This is a genomic window from Campylobacter lari (assembly GCF_900638335.1).
Classification (GTDB): Bacteria; Campylobacterota; Campylobacteria; order Campylobacterales; family Campylobacteraceae; genus Campylobacter_D; species Campylobacter_D lari_E.
This window is the reverse complement of record NZ_LR134508.1, coordinates 1,128,102-1,148,521: the sequence shown is the minus strand read 5'-3', so window position 1 is coordinate 1,148,521 and position 20,420 is coordinate 1,128,102. Positions and strand designations below refer to the sequence as shown.

At 28.4% G+C, this 20,420-nt stretch carries 18 protein-coding genes; 13 read left to right on the top strand and 5 right to left on the bottom strand.

Going from position 1 to position 20,420, the window contains the following annotated elements:
- Positions 1–5 precede the first annotated feature (5 nt).
- The 3 genes from ftsA to EL235_RS05890 all read right to left on the bottom strand — a co-directional run bounded on the left by ftsA (position 6) and on the right by EL235_RS05890 (position 3,520).
- On the bottom strand, positions 6–1,385 hold the full coding sequence (gene ftsA / locus EL235_RS05900; RefSeq protein WP_039626778.1) for a cell division protein FtsA: 1,380 nt from the start codon (positions 1,383–1,385) through the stop codon (positions 6–8).
- Positions 1,382–2,860 (bottom strand): peptidylprolyl isomerase, encoded by a 1,479-nt coding sequence (locus EL235_RS05895; protein ID WP_126341010.1) that lies wholly within the window; start codon positions 2,858–2,860, stop codon positions 1,382–1,384. The genes ftsA and EL235_RS05895 overlap by 4 nt, the downstream gene beginning before the upstream one ends.
- Before the next feature lie 81 nt (positions 2,861–2,941).
- A complete protein-coding gene (locus tag EL235_RS05890; protein WP_039618916.1) occupies positions 2,942–3,520 on the bottom strand; it encodes a class II aldolase and adducin N-terminal domain-containing protein in 579 nt (192 codons plus the stop codon).
- A gap of 61 nt (positions 3,521–3,581) precedes the next feature.
- Between EL235_RS05890 and rsmH the strand changes: the two genes are divergently transcribed.
- On the top strand, positions 3,582–4,499 hold the full coding sequence (rsmH, locus tag EL235_RS05885; protein ID WP_039626776.1) for a 16S rRNA (cytosine(1402)-N(4))-methyltransferase RsmH: 918 nt from the start codon (positions 3,582–3,584) through the stop codon (positions 4,497–4,499).
- A 3-nt stretch (positions 4,500–4,502) separates the two neighbouring features.
- Positions 4,503–5,423, top strand: coding sequence for a hypothetical protein (locus EL235_RS05880; protein ID WP_126341009.1), 921 nt, complete (start codon positions 4,503–4,505; stop codon positions 5,421–5,423).
- Here EL235_RS05880 and EL235_RS05875 read toward each other — a convergent pair.
- On the bottom strand, positions 5,420–5,911 hold the full coding sequence (locus EL235_RS05875; protein ID WP_039626774.1) for a hypothetical protein: 492 nt from the start codon (positions 5,909–5,911) through the stop codon (positions 5,420–5,422). The two genes, EL235_RS05880 and EL235_RS05875, sit on opposite strands and share 4 nt — an antisense overlap.
- A gap of 130 nt (positions 5,912–6,041) precedes the next feature.
- On the opposite strand from EL235_RS05875, the gene EL235_RS05870 reads away from it, so the two are divergent.
- Both EL235_RS05870 and EL235_RS05865 read left to right on the top strand, forming a co-directional pair.
- Complete coding sequence (locus EL235_RS05870) at positions 6,042–7,019, top strand: glycosyl transferase family 90 (protein ID WP_039626773.1); 978 nt, start codon at positions 6,042–6,044, stop codon at positions 7,017–7,019.
- 10 nt (positions 7,020–7,029) lie between these two features.
- Positions 7,030–7,887: an aminotransferase class IV gene (locus EL235_RS05865; RefSeq protein WP_114640532.1), complete on the top strand. Its 858-nt coding sequence runs from the start codon at positions 7,030–7,032 to the stop codon at positions 7,885–7,887.
- On the opposite strand, the gene EL235_RS05860 is transcribed toward EL235_RS05865, so the two are convergent.
- Positions 7,884–9,260: a cation:dicarboxylate symporter family transporter gene (locus EL235_RS05860; RefSeq protein WP_039626771.1), complete on the bottom strand. Its 1,377-nt coding sequence runs from the start codon at positions 9,258–9,260 to the stop codon at positions 7,884–7,886. The two genes, EL235_RS05865 and EL235_RS05860, sit on opposite strands and share 4 nt — an antisense overlap.
- A 260-nt stretch (positions 9,261–9,520) precedes the next feature.
- Between EL235_RS05860 and EL235_RS05855 the strand changes: the two genes are divergently transcribed.
- The 9 genes from EL235_RS05855 (at position 9,521) to EL235_RS05815 (ending at position 20,398) form a co-directional block, all read left to right on the top strand.
- Positions 9,521–11,596, top strand: coding sequence for an FTR1 family iron permease (locus EL235_RS05855; protein WP_126341008.1), 2,076 nt, complete (start codon positions 9,521–9,523; stop codon positions 11,594–11,596).
- Positions 11,593–12,114, top strand: coding sequence for a ferrirhodotorulic acid transporter, periplasmic binding protein (locus EL235_RS05850; protein WP_012661874.1), 522 nt, complete (start codon positions 11,593–11,595; stop codon positions 12,112–12,114). The genes EL235_RS05855 and EL235_RS05850 overlap by 4 nt, the downstream gene beginning before the upstream one ends.
- A gap of 77 nt (positions 12,115–12,191) precedes the next feature.
- Positions 12,192–13,613, top strand: coding sequence for a Fe-S-containing protein (locus tag EL235_RS05845; protein WP_126341007.1), 1,422 nt, complete (start codon positions 12,192–12,194; stop codon positions 13,611–13,613).
- A complete protein-coding gene (locus tag EL235_RS05840; RefSeq protein ID WP_126341006.1) occupies positions 13,603–14,895 on the top strand; it encodes an ABC transporter permease in 1,293 nt (430 codons plus the stop codon). Before EL235_RS05845 ends, EL235_RS05840 begins: the two co-directional genes overlap by 11 nt.
- Complete coding sequence (locus EL235_RS05835) at positions 14,885–16,000, top strand: ABC transporter permease (protein WP_039626767.1); 1,116 nt, start codon at positions 14,885–14,887, stop codon at positions 15,998–16,000. The genes EL235_RS05840 and EL235_RS05835 overlap by 11 nt, the downstream gene beginning before the upstream one ends.
- Positions 16,000–16,656 carry an ABC transporter ATP-binding protein gene (locus EL235_RS05830; protein WP_039626765.1) on the top strand — a complete coding sequence of 219 codons (657 nt, stop codon included), beginning with the start codon at positions 16,000–16,002 and terminating at the stop codon, positions 16,654–16,656. The genes EL235_RS05835 and EL235_RS05830 overlap by 1 nt, the downstream gene beginning before the upstream one ends.
- On the top strand, positions 16,646–17,137 hold the full coding sequence (locus EL235_RS05825; RefSeq protein ID WP_126341005.1) for a TlpA family protein disulfide reductase: 492 nt from the start codon (positions 16,646–16,648) through the stop codon (positions 17,135–17,137). The genes EL235_RS05830 and EL235_RS05825 overlap by 11 nt, the downstream gene beginning before the upstream one ends.
- Positions 17,128–17,595 carry a TlpA family protein disulfide reductase gene (locus EL235_RS05820; RefSeq protein ID WP_232017383.1) on the top strand — a complete coding sequence of 156 codons (468 nt, stop codon included), beginning with the start codon at positions 17,128–17,130 and terminating at the stop codon, positions 17,593–17,595. The genes EL235_RS05825 and EL235_RS05820 overlap by 10 nt, the downstream gene beginning before the upstream one ends.
- Before the next feature lie 199 nt (positions 17,596–17,794).
- Entirely contained in the window at positions 17,795–20,398 is a 2,604-nt protein-coding gene (locus EL235_RS05815; protein ID WP_126341004.1) for a hypothetical protein, read from the top strand.
- Positions 20,399–20,420: the final 22 nt, after the last annotated feature.

Sequence of the window (20,420 nt, the reverse complement as noted above, 5' to 3'; positions counted from 1 at the left end):
TCCTATTAGAACTGGTTTATTAATTTATTCCAAAATTTATGCATAAAACCTGATTTTTTATCTTTTTTGGTTTCAGCTTTTGCTAATTCTGTTTTTTCCTCTTCAAAGTCTTTTTGATCTTGGAAAATTTCTTCAAAATCTTTATTTTCTTCTTCGTGCTCTTCTATGGTGAGATTTTGTTTTATCTGCTTATTGATAAATTCAGGTTCTCCTTTGTATCTTAGTTTCTCATTAGAGTCTAATTCATAAGGAGTAAAATGTCCACCACCATATAAGCAAAGACCTATAGCACAGCTATTTTCCGCATCTTCAAAAATTTCTTTAAAGCCATCCATAGTATCTTTTTTTGCGGTCGCTATTCTAACAGCTTTATTATCAAAATAAGCTGAAGCAAGTTTGTCAAGTCCTGCAAATTTTGTCATTCCACCTGTTAATACTATACCTGCTCCTGCTTGATTTGCACAAGCATTATCACTTAGCATTTTAGCTAAAATAATAATAGTTTCTTCAATTCTTGCATAAATAACATTAGATATAACTTCTACTGAAACTTCATTTTTTCTTTTTTCATCACCCATATATGGTATTTGTATGATAGAATTTTCATTTTGCGCTAAAGAAGCGTAGTTTAGTTTTAATTTTTCTGCTTCTTTTGGTGGAGTATGTAAAGCTATAGATAAGTCATTAGTGATATTTACTGATCCAATTTGTAGGCATTCATTATAGCGTATAGAATTACCCGCATGAATGACCATATCACAAACTGCTCCACCCATATCGATTAAAATAGCACCTAATTCTTTTTCGCTATCATCAAAACATGCAATAGAAGAAGCATAACCTGAAAGAACGATATTATCTACTCTAAGATCAGCAAGCTCAACTGCTTTTTTTAGATTTTTTATATGCACTTCTTGTGAGATTACAATATGTGTTGAAACTTCAAGGCGATTTCCGCTCATTCCTAAAGGATCTTCTACATGTTCAAGATCATTGACTTTGAAATTATAAGGCAATACATGAATGATTTCATAACCACTAGGAATATTTGCAGTATGCTTTGCTGTACTCACTGCTCTGTGAATTTCTTTAATACCTATTTCATGATTTGGTATATTAACTACACCTATACTATCCACACTTTTTGCATAAGCACCTGAAATTGATACAATTACTTTATCATAATGCACGCCTGACATCATTTGTGCATCGGCTACTGCTTCTTCTATGGATTTCGAAGCAAGTTCTATATTAGTAATTGCTCCTTTTTTTATACCATTTGATTTTGATTTTCCAAAACCAATGATTTTGAGTCCTTCTTCGCTTTTTTGTGCTAATATGGCACAAGTTTGTATTGAGCCTAAATCAATTCCTAAAATATTCAATTTGTATTTCCTTTGTAATAGCGTTGAATTGGATATAATTCTATAAGTTTTTTTAATAACTCTTCCTTAAGCAAAGCTTGTTTGGTTTGTTTAGCGCTTTGCTCTATGATAAATTTGTAAATTTCTTCCTTATTTTTATTTTCTAAAGTTTGCTTTGTAATTTCATAAACTATTGCTTTATCATCAAACAATACATAAGATTTAGCTTTGTTTGAGTCAAATACATGCATTAAAAACTCGCTAAATTCAGTATCATTCATCATATCACCTACTTTTGTATTTTTGTTTGAATCGCGACTATAAGTTCCTATGTCTATACCTTGGAAATTATCTAAGGCAAGTTTTGCTTTTTCTTCTAATAAGGTTTTGGTTTTTTCTTTGAGATAAAGTTTACTTACCTCGTTTTTAGCCTGCTCAAAAGTCATAGTTTGTATAGGATTTATTTTTATAACTTTTGCAACCATATAGCCATTTTCAAATTTAAAAGGCTTAATAAAATCATTTTCTTTAGCTTTTTGTATATTTTCCAAAGGATAATAAATATCAGCATCGCCGATTGTGATATTTTTATCAAAACTAAGCTCATTTTTTCTTAAAGCTACATAGCTTTCATTGGCTTTAAGTTTAAGTTTAGAAAGTTTTAAGTCTTTGATAACTTTATCTTTGCTTTGTTCTAAGCTTAGAATTTTCCCCGCAAAATCTTTATAATCATTTTTATTTTCTTCATAGTAAGCTTGGATTTCTTTGTCATCAACTTTAATTATATCTGGGTTTAAAAAATAAGTTGCAAGTTCGTAGCTTTTTTGTGTTTTATAAAGCTCTTTATTTTTCTCCCAAGTTTGTTTTAACTCTTTTTCATCAATTGTTATGTTTTTATTGTCAAGTTTTATAGCTTGAACTTTTAAACTATCTTGCATTAAAAAACTTGCACCAAACATATCAAGTTCATTTGGTTTGATTTGTAAATTTAAAATAGCATTGATTTTTTTAAGTAATAACTCATCGTGAATGATTTTTTCATAAGTTTTTGGTGTATAGTTGTTTCTTGCAAGCAGATTATAGTATAAATTTTTGTCAAAAACACCTGAAGCATTATGAAAGATTTTTTGATGTGCTAAATCATAAGCAATCTCTTCCTCGCTTACATTCAAACCTAAGGTTTTAGCATAAGAAAGTAATAGTTTTTCTTGTATAAGCTCATTGATAGCTTGGATGTCTAAGCCATCTTTTTGTGCCTGTTCTTGTGTGTAATTGCCATTGTTTAGCTGAGAATAATAGCCAAATAGTTGAGAATATTTAAGATTAAACTCATCATAACTGATTTTTTCATCGCCTACTTTTGCAACAGAATTTGATCTATCGGTGTTAAAATCATAACTTCCCCAACCAACAAAACCTGCTCCAACAAAAGCAATAACACTAATCCAAATAGTTACAACTAAATATTTTTTATGATGCTGCATCCAAGTGAGCATTTTAACCCCAATCCATAATTAAATAAATTAAACCATAAATTATAGGTAATTTGTGATTAATAAAAAATTAATTTTAAAAGATTATGATAAATTTGTTTCAGCTAAATGGATAATTTTACAAGAATTTTCAATTAAATCTATAATTTTGCCTAATTCATAACTTGTTCTACCATAAGCAAAGATACCATAACCTTTTACAACAACAAAATTTTGTTTTTGCTCTAACATATAGCGATAAATTTCAGTTTGCGATCTATCCTCCCAGTCTTCATAGCTTTTAGGATTATAAACACGAATTTCTTCTAAAAAAATTTCACCAAAATAATCTTGAGGTGTTATAAAATCATGATTTAAACTCATGGATAAGGTATAAGCTGGACAGGCAAAACATATAAATTTAGCTTCAGGTATGTTTTCATATATACTTTTATGGATTTCAGAATCACTGCTAGCTTCATCCCAGCTATAATCTTTTGCAAATTTTAAAATACTTAGATTTTTTTCATCTAGTTGATTTAAAAACGCATTGTTTTTATTGATAATAAATGATCCTTGAGATAATTTAGCTGAAACAGAGCCGTGACAAATTCCAAAAAAATTTTTTTTAAACATTGAAGTAGAAAGTATTTTAATTTGAGAAATGATATTTTCTTTATTCATCAAAAACCTTGTTTTAAACTTAACTAAGATATTATACTAAAAAATATTTTAAAGGTTCATTTTGCAAAGTCCACATATTCCTGTTTTATTGCAAGAAGTTTTAGATGCTTTTGATGATTTTGATACTGGAGATTTTTTAGATTGTACTTTGGGTTATGGAGGACATTCTAAAGCATTATTACAAGCTCATGAGAAACTAAGACTAATTGCTTGCGATAAGGATTTAGAAGCTTTAAATTTTTCTAAAGAATTTTTAAAAAATTTTCAAGATAGGGTAAGTTTTAACCATATAGGTTTTAAAGATATATTAACTCAAATTCCAACGCAAAACTTAAGAGGAATTTTAGCTGATATTGGCGTGTCTTCTTTACAGCTTGATAAAAATGATAGAGGTTTTTCACTAAATTCTGATTTTTTAGATATGAGAATGGATCAAAATAATCCTTTAAGCGCTAAAGAAGTGGTGAATTCTTATAGTAAGGAAGCTTTGGAGCAAATTTTTAAAGACTATGGAGATTTAGCACCTGTTGCTTCAATGCTTGCTCAAAAAATCATCAATACAAGAAGTCAAAAAGAGATTACAAGTGCAAAAGAATTAAGTCAAATTATAGGAAGTGCTAAATTAAAAGGGCGCAATGTGTCTTTGGCTTTGCTTGTGTTTCAGGCATTGCGTATAGAAGTAAATAACGAACTTGGCGAGTTAAAATCCTTGCTTGAAAATATAGAAAAAGCAAAATTAAAAGATTGCAAATTAGTTATTATTAGTTTCCATTCTTTAGAAGATAGAATGGTAAAAAATACTTTTAAAAGATGGGAAAAAGACTGTATTTGTGATGAAAGAGCTATAAAATGTGAATGTGGCAAAAATCATAGTCTTGGGAAAATTTTAAGTAAAAAAGCTATAAGTGCCTCTAAAGAAGAAATAGGTTATAATAGTAGATCAAGTTGTGCAAAAATGAGAATTTTTTATTTTAGGTAAATAATGGTTGAAGATGATTTTCTGAAAGAAAAACAAAATATACGTGAAAAAATGTTGAAATATTCTAGGGCTATAAAAGAAGGTAGGCCTTATGAAGAATATGAGCAAAATTTTAATGAAAGTGATCGTATATTAAAAAATAGAATACAGCGTAAGAAAAGACCTAAATTTACAGATTTTGATGAAGAATATGAAGAAAAACCCAAAAAACAATCCGCTATTTATTTAAAAGAGGATTTGATTAATGTTAAATTAGAAGAAAAAAAGCCTTTCAAGCTTCAACTTAATTTTCTCAAAAAACAAAAAGAAAAATTTGATAAAAAAAATATTGCAAATTCTAAAACGCTTAAAAGTAGCAAATCACCACAAGAAGTAAAAAAAACAGAAAAAAAGCAAGAAAATAAAGATTCTATTCAAATATCTAAAATTCTTACTCAAAGCAATGTTTTTGTCGCTTCAAAATTTCAAGATTTAAAAGAAAAAAGAAAAGAAAAGGCTAAACTCAAGCAAGAATTAAAAGAACAAAAAAAAATCGAACAAGAAAAAATAAGAAAAGCTCAAGAAGAATTAAAAGAAAAAGAAAAATTAGCTAAACAAGAACAAAAAATTTTAGAAGAAAAAGTAAGATTTGAAGAAAACCAAGAATATAATCAAGAGGATAAATACGAGCTTTTAGACAGCATAGTAAGCGAGGAAAATAAAAATTTAAGTCCTAAGAATTTATTATATGCAGGTTTGATGATAGCATTTGCTTTATTGATATTTTTCCCCCAAATTTACATCAGAAATCAAATTTATTATGTAAGTAGAGATATAGCAGATTTAAGATCACAAGAGCTTGTTTTAGACGAAGAAAATAAAGAGCTTAAAAGGCAGCTTGAAGCGCTGTATTTTCAAAATCAAGTTTTAGACTTTTTAGATTAATCTTGTGTTTGAATGATTTTTTCTAAAACATATTGCTCGAGTTGATTTTTTGGAATTTCTTCTTTAATAGCTTGATTATAAATATTTTCTGCTATTTTTGAGTATTTTTCATAAGCAAAGTATGGAAAATGCAAAGCCCAAGCTTTTTTTAATAATCTTTTGCTAATGATTTTCCTAGTATAAATTTTAAAAATATCATAGCCAATAAAAACACAAGCAGTGACAAAAATAGCACTTAAAATACTAATATGAAAATCAATAATTGTTAAAAAATAATGTGTAATTAAAATTAGAGGAATGATAATTAAAGCACAAAAAAATGCATAAATAAGATAAGAATTAAACACCTTAAATTTAAAATTTAATTTCGCAGGATCTATCATCATGCCTTCATTAAGTAAAGCATTTGCTTCTAGTAAATCCTTTAAATTAACAGGTTGGTTTGAAACTTTAAAAATAAAGTTTAAAATAAATTCTTGTATTTTCATTTTTTACCCAGTTAGTTTGTGATTTTTGTGATTTTAACATTTTTGTTTTTAAATAAACTAAAATTTTAAGTCTTGTAAATGAAATCTTGTGATAAAATTTATATTATTTTAATATCAAAACGGAAGAAAAATGGCAGATTCTAGATTTATGATGAATGTAAAAGGTATAGCTAAAAGTTTTATATCTAGAAAAATTTATCAAAATCAATTACAAAATATTTTAAAAGAAATTTTAAATTCAAAAAATATAGATAATATAACTACTCGTTTAAATTATTACAATCTGCAAAATGATTTTTTTGATATAAAAAAATTTGAAAATTACGAAAAAATAGGAAAATTTCCTTTTAAAAAAACTTCCTATGCTTATGATGCTTATGCAATTAGCAAGTATTTTAATGATGATTTTTTATGGATTAAGGGTTTTGGGGATATTAGTTATAATCTTAAATATCCAAGCATAGCTAAATCAAGACCAGTTAAAAATGGTTTTAATAACATCATTTTAAAATTAGATAAAAACAGACATTTTGATTTTATACAAGATAAAAATCAATTTGAAGATAAAAAAGACTTGCTTTTTTTTAGAGGCGCGATTTATCAGCCTCATCGTATTAAATTTTTTGAAAAGTATTTTGATAATCCTCGTTGTGATATTGCTCATGTTGGCGGTAGAAAAATTCAAGCTGAAAAATGGATTAAAAATTTAAATTTTAAAATTAGTAGAGCCTATCAAACCCAATTTAAATTTTTACTTTCATTAGAGGGTAATGATGTAGCAAGTAACTTAAAGTGGGCTATGAAAACAAATTCTTTAGTTTTAGCATCAAAAATGCGTTATGAAACTTGGTTTATGGAAGGAAAGCTAGTTCCAAATGAGCATTTTGCTTTGATTGATGATGATTATGAAAATGTAGAAACTTTACTTGATTATTATTTAGCTAATCCACATAGAGCAAAGGAAATCATACAAAATGCCCATGCTTACATAGAGCAATTTTTAGATGAAAAAATAGAATTTTATATAGGAATTTTAGTTTTAGCTAAGTATTTTTATTATTCTAATCAGCTTGATTTGCCAAAAGATATTGTTGATTTATTCGATTAAAGGAGGACTTATGCAAGAAATGGAAATAGTATTTTTAAATGATGAGTTTGTAAAAGCTAGTGAAGCTAAAGTGAGTGTTTTTGATAGAGGTTTTATCTTTGGAGATGGAATTTATGAAGTAGTTCCTGTGGTAAACGCAAAAATAGCCGATAAGGAAGAATTTTGGGAGCGTTTTGAGCGTAGTTTGGCTCAAATTGAATTAGAAATTCCTTATGCAAAAGAAGAATTTGAAAATATTTTAGAACAATTAATCATTAAAAACTCTCTTAAAGAAGGCGGACTTTATATGCAAGTTACTAGAGGGGTTGCTAGTAGAAATTTTGCTCTTTTAAAGGAGTTAAAACCTACTATTATGGCTTTTGCTTTTGAATGTAAAGTGATTGAGCATGAGCATGCTAAAAACGGGGTAAGCGTTATTTCAACTGCTGATTTAAGATGGAAAAGAAGGGATATAAAATCTATTTCTTTACTAGCTCAATGTCTTGCAAAAGAAGAAGCTATTAAAGCTAAGGTTTTTGAAGCTTTTATGGTAGAAAATGCTTTAGTAACAGAAGCTTCTAGTAGTTCAGCTTTTATTATTAAAGATAAAACTTTAATTACCAAGCCGTTTTCTAACGAAATCTTACCAGGAATTCGCCGTAAAAATATATTAAAATTTGCAAAAGAACTTGATCTTAAAGTAGATCAAAGAGCTTTTAGTATGAAAGAAGTGTATGAAGCTGATGAGGTATTTATTTCCGCAGCTACTTTTTTGATTTTGGGTGTTATAAAAGCAGATAGTAAGGTAATTAATGACGGTAAAGTAGGCTTTTATACCCAAAAGCTAAGAGAAAAATATGTAGAAAAAATTCAAAAAGAGGTTTTTTAATCAAAACCTGCATTTGTAAATTCTTTAGGATTATCAAGAGCGTAGCGGAATTTTTCCCAGTCTATTTGTTTATCCCAAATAGCTACGATTAAAGCTGCTACGCTGTTACCACATAAATTTCCTACTGCACGAATTTCAGACATAAATTTATCCACGCCCAAAAGTATAGAAATAGCAGCCACAGGTAAAACCTCTCCCAAGCTTGCCCCTAAGCCATTATTAGCTTCTGCTATATGCATATTAGATAAAGCCGCCAGCGTACTTCCTAGTATGATAAAACCTGAACCAGTTACACCAACAGCACCTTTTGAGGCTATCATTAGTACGATTAAAATGCTAATTTCATGCATCAAAGAAAGTTCCACATTAAAAGCTTGTGCAAGAAAAATCAAACTCATAGCTAAATAAATATTAGTACAATCAAGATTAAAACTATACCCAGTCGGCAATACTAAACCCACAGTGGCCTTTGAAATTCCTGCTTTTTCAAGTTTTCTCATAAGTGGAGCTAATGCTGATTCGCTAGAGCTTGTAGCAAAAACTATCAAAACTTCTCTTGAAATAAAACGCATAAATTTAAAAATATTAACTTTAGCAATAAAACAAATAAGTCCTAAAACTCCAAAGATAAAAAGCAAAGAAGCAAATAGCATAACAATAAGCAAATATCCTAAATTTAATAAAGAATCAAGCCCATATTTTGCTACTAAAAATGCCATCGCAGAAAAAGCAGCAATAGGAGAAAAATACATAATAATTTCTAGAATTTTAAAAACAAAGCTTTGCATTATTTCTAAGGTTTTTTGTATAGCTTTTCTCTCATCAACCCTCATAAGTGAAACAATAAAAGCACAAGCTAGGGCTATAACTAAGATTTGTAATGTCTTTCCTTCGCTAAAAGCAGTGATAATATCAGTAGGTATAGCATCTTTTAAAATATGTAAAATCTCATTTTGCGCACTTATTTCTATGTTTTTATTAACAAATTGAGCTACGCTATCTTTATCTAAGGTACTTGGATCAAGGTTCATTCCTTTTCCAGGTCCCATGATATTTGCCATAAAAATTCCTATAGCTAAAGCAAAGGTGCTTACTACTTCAAAGTAAAGTAAAGCTTTAGCGCCTATACTTCCAACTTGCTTTAAACTCTCAAGACTAACAACTCCTAAAACAATAGTTAAAAATATAATAGGCCCTATTAAAAATTTTAAAGCTTGTATAAAATAATCTACCCCGATTTTACTAGCTAATGCAAGTTCTTTATCTAACAAACCAAGGCTAATGCCAGCTATTATTCCTATGATTACCCAAAAACCTAAATTTTTTAATATTTTTTTGACTTTACTTGGTTTTTCATGGGTAATTACTATCACAAAAACTCCTTTATAATTTAAAAACGACACATACTAGCAAAGAAAAACTTATTTTTATGATTAAAATAAATAAAAAATAAACAATATTCTTGAAAATAAGAATTTTTTAGTGTATTTTGTATATAAAAGTAGCATTTTATAGTATTTTTATCTGATTTATTATGAAATAAATAATGATAATGTTTATCTAAATTTAAGAAAGCTGGTATTATACTTGCGACTATGATTTTAAAAATGAATATCATTTTTGGAGAAAATAAGTGTTCAGAAAAATAAGTTTATTAATAATCTTTTTATTTTGTTCTATTATTTATGCAAGAGAGATTGATTATCAAAAAGAAGCTCAAGCAATCAAGCAAATTTTAAATGAAAGTATGATTTTATATAAAGAAAATAAAAATTTAGAAGCAAAGAAAAAAGCAGAAGATGCTTATTTTCAGCATTTTGAAACAATGGAAGGATCTATTGGGCGTAATGTTGGCAGAAAAGCCATTGTCATGGAGCGTAAATTTGTTAATTTAAGAAAGCTATATAAAGATAAAGAAGAATTTTCTAAAATAGAAGCTTTAGTTAGTAGTTTGTATTTTGATTTAGATGAAATAGTTCCTATTTTAGAAAAAGGCTTTCAGCTTAAAGCTGAGGCTAGTGATGTAAATTATGATAAAAAAGTAGCTGAAAGTTTATCTTTAAAAGCAGAAAAAGAGCGTCAAGCTCAAGCTGAAGCGATGTTTGCAGCTTTACTTGGAGAAGATATTAAAGAGCAAGCTCCGCAAAACTCAACTCAAAATTTGGTTGCTCAAGAACAAGAAGCTCAAAAAGATGAAACATTGCTAGCCTTGCAAGAAGCTTCGGCTTTGGATGTAAGATTGCAATTTTTAATGGATTCAATGATTTCAAAGCTTGATCAAGCAGCATTGGCTTTTGTAAATAAAGACTATCAAAAAGCTAAAGATCTAATCCAATCAGCATTGTTTGAGGATTATAGAAACTCAAAAGTAGAAGTTTTAGTAGCAAGATACACTAAAGCGGGGATGGATAAAAAAATTCAAACCAAACTTAGAACTATTATAAGAAAAATCAATGCTAATACTTTAGATGAAAAAACTATCAGAGATGAAATTTCAAATATATCAGATTTATTATATGAAGCGTTTTTAGCTTTACCTAAAGAAGAATTAGCTTTACTTCAGGTTAAAGGCTTTAATGAGAGTGCTATGGGTACTAAGAACTATACTAAAGTATATGATGATATGAAAATTGCGCTTAATGATATTTTGCAAAATTATGAGGGATTTAGTTTAAATAGCATTGATGCTTTGCAAAATGTGTATTTGGATATTTTCGAAGCAAGTGGTATGGAAAGTAAAATTGGAGCTATTGATAGTGCTTTAAAATTAAAAATCGAAAGTTATTTTTCAAAAGGTGTTGCACTTATTAAAGCAAGCGCTTCTAAAGAAGAATTAAAACAAAATTTTGACGAGCTTAGTGCCTTGGTAGAAGGCTCTTTGGATAAAATTCAAGAATCCTCGCCTATGTCTTTATTTATATGGGCTTTGGGCATTATTTTAAGAGAGGGTTTGGAGGCTTTAATCATCATTGTAGCTATAGTTTCATACCTAGTTCAAAGTGGTAATAAAAAGCGTTTGAATATAGTATATTCAGCACTTTGGAGCGGGGTGTTTTTAAGTTTTGTAACGGCATTTTTTATTTCATGGATTTTTAAAGAGCAAGCAGGACAAAGCAGAGAGTTTTTAGAAGGTATTACTATGCTTGTGGCTGTTGCATTATTGTTTTATGTGGGTTTTTGGCTTTTATCAAATGCGCAAAATAAAAAATGGGCAAATTATGTAAAAACTCAAGCGGTTGAAGCTATATCAAATAATTCAGCAAAAACCTTATGGTTTAGTGTGTTTTTAGCTGTATATAGAGAAGGTGCTGAAACTATTCTTTTTTATCAGGCTTTATTATTTGATGCAAAAACAAGTACTGATTATAGTTTTATATTTATAGGATTAGCTAGTGGATTAATTATACTTATCATACTTTATTATTTATTAAAAGCTGGTGCTTTAAAAATACCAGTAAAACAATTTTTCTATATAACTTCATACATTATTTTTTACATGGTCTTTGTCTTTACAGGCAAAGGCATTGGTGAGCTCATAGAAGCTAAGGTTATTACACCAAGCTTACTTCCTTTTGATTTTGAAGGAATTTTATGGCTTGGAATTTATCCTTACTATGAGAGCATCATACCTCAGTTTATGGTTTTAATCTTACTCATTATGGGTATTTTTATAACAAAGCAAATTTCAAATAAAAGGGAAAAAATATGAAAAAAACTTTATTAAGTTTAGGCGCAGCAGCTAGTATTTTAGCTAGTTCAGTTTTTGCAGCAGAGGTGCCAATTGGTGATCCTTATGAGTTAAATGGTATGGAAATAGCAGCGGTTTATTTACAACCAATCGAAATGGAGCCAAGAGGGATTGATCTTGCAGCAAGTTTAGCAGATATTCACCTTGAAGCAGATATTCATGCATTAAAGGGCAATAAAAACGGTTTTCCAGAAGGCTTTTGGATACCATATCTAACTATAGCTTATAAACTAACTAATCTTGACAATGGTAAAGTAAAAACAGGAACTCTTATGCCTATGGTAGCAGATGATGGTCCTCACTATGGTGCGAATTTAAAAATGGATACAGGCATAGGAAACTATGAGTTAGTATTTTTAATAGAAAGTCCAGAAAAACAAGGTTTTGGACGCCATGTTGATAAAGAAACAGGTGTTGGTAAGTGGTTTGAGCCATTTTCAGTTAAATATAACTTCAAATACACAGGAAAACCTAAGTGATTTTTTCCCTAGCTTTTTGCTAGGGTTTATTTATGAAATTATTGATTTTATAAATAAATTCTATCAAAGAAGAGCCTATGTCGATTTATTTTGTACATTTTTTTGGAGTATTTTTTTCTTATGCGCTTTTGAGTGCTTTATTTTTTTATAATCTAAAAAATTCTTTAGTGTTTAAACTTGCTTTTGTGGGTTTTGTTTTTTCTTATTTTGCTTTTTTTATTAGTGCTAAAACACTAAGTTATGATTTGTTATATTTTTCTAATGATATTTTATTTGTTTTATTGTTTTTGAGTATTATCGTTTTTTCTTTTATGAAAAATAATTTTTTAAAAGAAAAAATTCAAGCAATATTGCTTTTTTTATTATCTTTTGCTTTTGGTGTAAAATACTTACATATTTCTATAGATTTTCCTATATTAAGCACTAATTTTTTGGATTCTTTAGCCATTAGCTCTTTTGGGCTTATTTTACTTGCTTTTATTATGTGTTTTGGAGCTTATCTTTTTACAAGATGGCTAAGAGAATTTAAATTTAAGTTTTTAAATTTATTTTTATTTATTATCGTGGTTTTTTATCTAAATGAAGCTTTAGCTCAAATTTTATTACACCTTATGAGAGAAGGTGTGATAGAAACAGAAAGCTTGTATTTAAGCTATGTGGCAAAAAGTGTGTATTATGCTAAATTTTATACTTATGTATGGTTTGTGTTATTAGGGCTTTTTATAGTTTTGGCTCTAAAGCAAAGAGTAAGTAAAAATACTAAGAAAAAAGATTTTGATATAGAATTTAGAAAAAATCAAGCAAAAAATTTAACTATAACTAATTTTAGCGCAAGTATTTTTAGTGCTATGATTTTAAGTCTTTGTGTTTTTCTTTTTTATGACTTGCATGCTTCAAGACCGATAACCATAGACGAGCCAACCTATGTAGAGCCAAATGAAAATGATGAATTTGTCTTTGATGTAGCTATTTTAAGAGATAATAACTTACACCGCTTTGCTTATATTAGCGATGAGGGTAAGGTAGTGAGATTTTTCTTAATAAATAAAAGAGAAGATAAAGACTCGCCAGTAGCGGTTTTTGATGCTTGTAGTATATGTGGGGATATGGGATATGTTAAAAAAGGCGGAGAGTTAATTTGTATTTCATGTAATGTTAGGATTTTCTTACCAAGTGTAGGTAAGGCAGGTGGGTGTAATCCTATCCCTATGAAATACAAATTTGAAAATGGCAAAGTTATCATACCTTTTTCAGAAATTTTAGACGGGGTGAATTTTTTCACTCAGGTAGTGGAAAAGAAAGTTTATGATCCTATCGATAGCACTGAATTAATTAATTTAAAAGCACCAAGATCTTATGTTTATAAAGGAAGAACATATTTTTTTGCTAATGAAAAAAACTATGAAGAGTTTAAAAACGATCCTTTAAAATACATCGATATGAATAAAACTTCAAAATATAGAATTCATAATTTATTAGGAAATGACTATGCAAATTAAGATCATAAAAAATTCTATTTTCCAAAATAAAATTCAAAAATCTCTAGCCTTACTAACGATTTTTTTAGCTACTTTACTTATGGCTACTATGTTAAATCTTACTTTGGGTATAGGTAATGAAATCACAAAAGAATTAAGAAGTTATGGATCAAATATTTTAGTTTTACCTAAAGGCGCAAGTTTGAGTGTAGAAGTAGGTAATAAAATCTATGAGCCTTTGAAAAATCAAAATTTTTTAGAAGAAAGCAAACTCCATACTATAAAAGAAATTTTTTGGAGAAATAATATCAACGCCTTTGCGCCATTTTTAGACACCCAGGTAAAAATTCAAACCCCAAGTGCAAATTATGAAAATATCTCTTTAGTGGGAACTTATTTTGATAAAGCTATAAAGGTGCAAGATGATGATGATTTTTATGCAGGTATTAAAGAATTATACAAATATAGTCAAATCAAAGGAAGCTACCCAAAAGATGATAGTTTAGATGAAATAATGCTAGGAAAAGACTTAGCACAAAAGTATGATTTAAAAATAGATGATGAAATCACCCTTGTGCAAAATGATCAAATTTTTAAAACAAAAGTTGTTGGTATTATAGACTTAACTCAAGCCTTTTCAAATAAAATCATTACTTCTTTACTTTTAGCACAAAAACTTTCTAAAAAAGAAGGTTTATTTGCTAAAGCAGAAGTTTCAGCTTTGACTATACCTGAAAATGATTTAGCACAAAAAGCAAGACGTGATGTAGATAGTCTTAATCAGCTTGAGTATGATCAGTGGTATTGTACTGCTTATGTAAGCTCTATTGCTTATCAAATCGCAGAAGATTTTAAAGGTGCTAGCACAAAAGTAGTAAGTGCGATTTCAGATGCAGAAAGTTTGATAGTATCTAAAATTCAATCTTTAATGGCGGTAGTTAGCATTATATGTTTAATCGTAGCTTCCATAGCTATATCATCTTTAATGAGTGCAGATATTTTTAGAAGAAAAAGCGAAATAGGACTTTTAAAAGCTTTGGGTGCTAGCACTTTGCAAATTTATATGATTTTTGTACTAGAAGGGGTTGTGGTAGCTTTAGTTGGAGCAGTTTTTGGTTTTGCTTTTGGCGTTGGGGTTTCAGAAGTTATTGCTCTAAGTATATTTGATCATACTATTGCTATATCTTGGATTATTTTACCAATTTGCTTATTTTTTGCGGTGCTTATAGTTTTTTTAGGATGTTTATTTTCTATCAAAGGAATTTCTAAACTTTCTACTTCAGAGGTTTTATATGGCAAATAATTTTTTTATACAAGAGGTTTTTAAATCTCTTATTTTTTCTTATAAAAGAGTTTGTGTTATTTTTATAGCTGTGTTTATGGGTGCTATGGTTAGTGCTTCATTTTTTAATATTTATTTTGATATTGATACAAAATTATCTAAAGAATTAAAAGCTTATGGGGCTAATTTTATCATCACGCCAAAAGATGATGAGTTTTTAAGCATGGATGAGTTTAATCAAGTCAAAGAAAGCTTAAAAGCAAAAGCTTTAACTCCATTTTTATATGGTTTTTATAATCTTGAAAGTTCAAGTGCGGTAGTGGTTGGTGTTGATTTTGCTAATTTAAAACTTACCAAGCCTTTTATGGAGGTTTTAAAGGGAAGTTTTTCTTTGAGTGATTTTAGTGAAGATAGTGCCTTTGTAGGGGCTGATTTGGCAAAACAATTAGAGCTTAAAATAGGACAAGAATTACAAATTTATAATCCAAGCATTTCTAGAATAGTCAAAGTAAAAATCAAAGCTATTTTAAGAAGCAATGATGAACAAGATGGGGTTTTGATCATTTCTTTAAAAAAAGCTCAAGAGTTAGTGGCTAAAGAAGCGATTAATTATGCTCAAGCTATTTTGCTAGGTGATTATGAAAGTTTAGATCAAAAAGCAAAAGAACTTAGTAAGGGCAATGTAGAAGCTAAAGTTATAACTTCAGTATCTATTAGCGAAGGTGTGATTTTAGAAAAGATCAAAGCTTTGATGGCTTTGATTAGCTTAACGATTTTACTCATTAGCTCTTTGAGTGTAAATACCACTCTTAGCGCAGTGATTTTTTCAAGAAAAAAAGAAATAGCCTTACACCTTGCACTAGGAGCTAAGCATAAGGAAATCATCAAACTTTTTGGAGCTGAAGTGTTTATTTTAAGCTTAAGTGCGAGTTTGCTTGGTGCTTTTTGTGGATATTTTTTAGCAAATATTTTTGGATATTTGATTTTTAATGCAAACATAGATTTTAGATTGCTTTCAGTGTTTTTTGCGGTGTTTGTTTCTTTAATATTTGCTTTTTTTGCAAGTATTTTACCACTAAAAAAAGCTTTAAAAATCAGTGTTTGTGAAAATTTAAAGGGTGAGTAATGAAAAGTATTATAAAAATTTCAAATTTAAATCGTAATTTTAATGAAGTTAAGGCTTTACAAAATATCAACTTAGAAGTAAAGAAAGGTGAATGGATAGCCATTATGGGTCCATCAGGTTCAGGTAAATCAACGCTTTTAAATATACTTTCTTTAATGGATACTCAAAGTAGCGGGGAGTATTTTTTAGATGATAAGGAAGTTGGAAATTTAAGCGAAGAAGAAAAAAGCGTAATTAGAAGGGAAAAAATAGGTTTGATTTTTCAACAATTTCATTTAATACCTTATTTAAATGCCTTAGAAAATGTTATGCTAGCACAGTTTTATCATTCAAGTATAGAACAAAAAGATGCTATAATGGCAATAGAAAAAGTAGGACTTTCGCACAGACTTACGCATTTACCTAGTCAGTTAAGCGGTGGTGAGCAACAAAGACTATGTATAGCAAGGGCTTTAGTGAATGATCCTGAAATTTTATTAGCAGATGAGCCAACTGGAAATTTAGATGAGGCAAATGAAAAAAACATTTTAGAGCTTTTTTGTAAATTAAAACAAGATGGCAAAACTATAGTTTTAATCACTCACAATCCAGACTTAGCCACCTTTGCTGATAGAACTATCATTTTAAGCCATGGAGTAATGAAAAGTGAAAATTAAAAGTATAATCTTAGCTTGTTTGTGTTTGATTTTTTTAAGTGCATGTTTTGAAAACAACAACAAAAATGGTGGTAAAATAGGGTTAAAAACACCAGAAATAGCAGCTAAAAATTTAGAAGGTGAGAAAATTAAATTAGCTGATTTTGACAATCTCATTATTTTAACTTTTGTAGAGCAAGGTTGTGCTTCTTGTTTAAAAGACTTACCGCTTTTGGAAAAACTAGCTAATGAATACCCTAAAAAAATGACTATTTTAGCACTTGATTCTATAGATAAGGGTAAAGATTTTGAAGAATTTGCTACAAAATACAACTATAAAAATATTACATTTTTGCAAGATGATTTAGATATATCGTGGCAAAGATTTAGTGTTTTTGCGGTACCAACAACCTTTATAATAAAAGATGGAGTGGTTCAAGATAAAATTATAGGGGAAAAACCATGGTCGTATTTAAAAGCTTCTATTGCTTCTTGGCTTTGATAAGCATTTTTTTCTTTAGTGCATGTTCAAATAGTGAATTTCAAACATTAAATTCAAGTCAAAACTATACTTTCAAATATGATGGTTTTGAAAAAACCTTAAAAACACAAAATATAAATCAAGCTTATGCTTTATTTTTTTTCACGCAAGATTGTGGTGCGTGTAATGCGCAAATTCCTATGCTTAATGAGCTTTACAAAGAAAGAAATTTTCCTATTTTGGCGGTGTTAAATGGAGTAAAGTCAAAAGAAGAAGCTCAAAAAATTCTTTTAGAAAAAAAATTAGATTTACCACTTTTATATGAAGCTAAAGCAAGCTCATTTTTATCTAAAGCTGTGGGTGGAATTTATGGTGTGCCTGTGATAGTTTTTTATGATGAAAAAGGTAAAATAAATGAAAAATTCATCGGACTTACCCCAAAAAGTGTTTTAGAAAATAAGATTAAATTTTTACAATAGTTATTATTAAAAATATTAATATTGTTATATTTCAGATGTATTTTATCTTAAATATCTTTAAGCTTAAATTTATAAATATAGTATTAACATTTCCAAATTATTATTAATACATTAGTAATGTAATTAAAAAAAAACATTTCATTACTAAAAAACAATAATCAATCAAACACATTAATCATTTTTTGAAAGGACTTTTTCAATGTATATAAACACAGCTAAAAAACGCCTCACGGGGGGGGGATACGATAATTTTCGTTTTAACTCACACTCTTTAAAACGCTATAAAAACTCCAATCTTTTAAAACTTTCTTTACTTACCATTTTTTCACTAAGTTCTTTAGAAGCTGCTACCCAGGCAAATTATGATAAAACTTCTAATGCTTATATAATTAAAAAACACCATTATGAGAACAATGATGTTTATGATTATAATCTTGATACTTATAAATTCTTAAGTGGTAAAAACTTCTATGGTCAAATGGCTACTAATAAAAACCTTTCAAATATCACTTTAATCTATGATAATCCTAAAGATAAAGCTCATGTAAAAATGAATGATTTATACTTTAAACAAGACATACTTACTCCAAGTATTAAAGAAGATATTTTTGTAGTAAATGGTTTTCATAGTTCTAATTCAGACAATACCACCATTAATCAAACTAGCTATATACCTTTTTTAGTTTCTGCTTATACCTTTAATGCAAAAGCTAATAATAATACCTTAGTATTAAAAGCAGGAGAATTATCTTCAGTATATTATCTAAAACCTACTGATAAAGAAGTGATTAATCCTAAAGCTACTGGTTTGGATAATAAATATAATTTTTTAATCACTCCAGCCATAGCTAGAAAAGGTGAAGTAAGTAATAATACTTTAAATTTCTTAAAAGATGCCTATGTCAATATGGGTGTTGAAAACACCTACACCTTACCTTTAAATGGTGCTCCTTATATCTTAGGTGCTTTTGGTGTGGATGCTAATGCTAATAATAATACAGTTGTATTAAATAAAGGCGTAAAGATAGACTTTCATACTACCCCTTATAGACAAAGTGCTTTAGGGAATAATATCTTTGATGAGAGAATGACTCATGTAACAGGAGCCATTACTTATAATGCTAATGCTAAAAATAATAAAGTTATCATAGATGGAGCTTCTTTATTAGTACATGGTCCAAGTGGAGCTTATTCAACATCAGCTGCTACTCACTTAGGAGGAGCTTTTGTGGATGTTAATAATAATCAAAGCTATGAAGTAAGTAATAATAGTGTATTAATCAATGATTTAAAACTAGATTTAAGAGTAGATACTAAAAATACCCCATTAGCTTATAATGCTATCTTAGTAGGGGAAATCTATGGGGGTAAAATCATACAAGGTAATGCTTATAAAAACACTATAGATATAAAAGACTTACAAACCTTATTAGCATTAAATACTAATGTAGAAGTAAAAGCTCTTTTAGACTTTTATGCAGGTATTACTAATAATGGTATAGCTAATGATAATAGTATTAGCATTAATCTAAAAAAACCATTTGAGATTAATTCTAATTTTACAGGTAAAAATGAGTTTAATCTTTATGGTGGGGTAGCTACTAAAGGAGCTAATAGAAATAGTATTCATATCAATGGGGATTTAACCCAAGGCATTACTGTTGAAAACCATCAAGATAAAATTCAAATCATAGCAGCACAAACTCTAAGTTCTAAAGCAAATAACAATAGCATTAATATTAAAAACTCAAACATTGCTATGCCTTTATACTTATATGGAGTAAGCAAGGTTAGTTTAAATGATAAAGATTATTATGCAAGTAGTGCTAATGCTAATAGTATAGTTTTAGATAATGTAAAATCAGGTAGAAATCTCACTGCTATTATAGAAGCAGATAATTTAGAAAAAAACACTATAAAATATAATATGGTGCAATCTTTATCTAATGCTTCTAATATAGATAAAGGTTCTAAAATCATTTTAAGAGCTAATGAAAGTGCTTTAGATAATACTTTAAATATTAAAGATTATTCAAGTGCAGCTAGTTCTAATGTTTATGTTATTAATGCTAATACTGAAAGTGCTAATAATACTTTTATCTTTGATAATCTAGCCCTAGGAACAGCTTCTGATAAAAGAGAAGGGGAAATAGTAATTAGTGCAGGTATAGCTAAAAATACTCATGATAATTATACTCATATAGCTAATTTAAATATAGATGAGTATAAAGATAATTCTACTATCATCATAGCAGCTTCTGGTGTATATAGTGAAAATGATAAAAGCTATAATAATACCTTATATCTAAGTGGTAATACTAATATTTTTAATAATACCAATATAGATGTATTAGCAGGTAGCTTTTTACAAACTAAAGAAAACACTAGCTTTGTATCAAAAGCTCTAGAGCATAAAAATAATACTAATAATCATTTAGTATTAAATACAAGTATAAAAGCAAATACTATTAATAACTTTGATCATTATAGCTTTATCTTAAAAGATGATACTAAAACTTATTTAAGTGCTAAAGAAGCTATTAATCTTTCTAAAGATAGTTCTATTAATGTATATACAAACAATAATATAAAAAATAAAAGTTTTATTTTAATGCAAAGTGAAAAAGGCTTTGTAGATGCAAACAATAAACAACTAAATCAAAAAGACTTACAAAGCTTATTAGAAACTATCACTAAAAACAATCAAAGCTTACATAAAAACATCAAAGCAAAAGTTCAAAAGGCTAAATACACTCTAAGTGTAAGTAAAGACGGAAAAAGCATAGTAGTGAATTTAAATTAAACAACAAAGATAAAACTAAAAA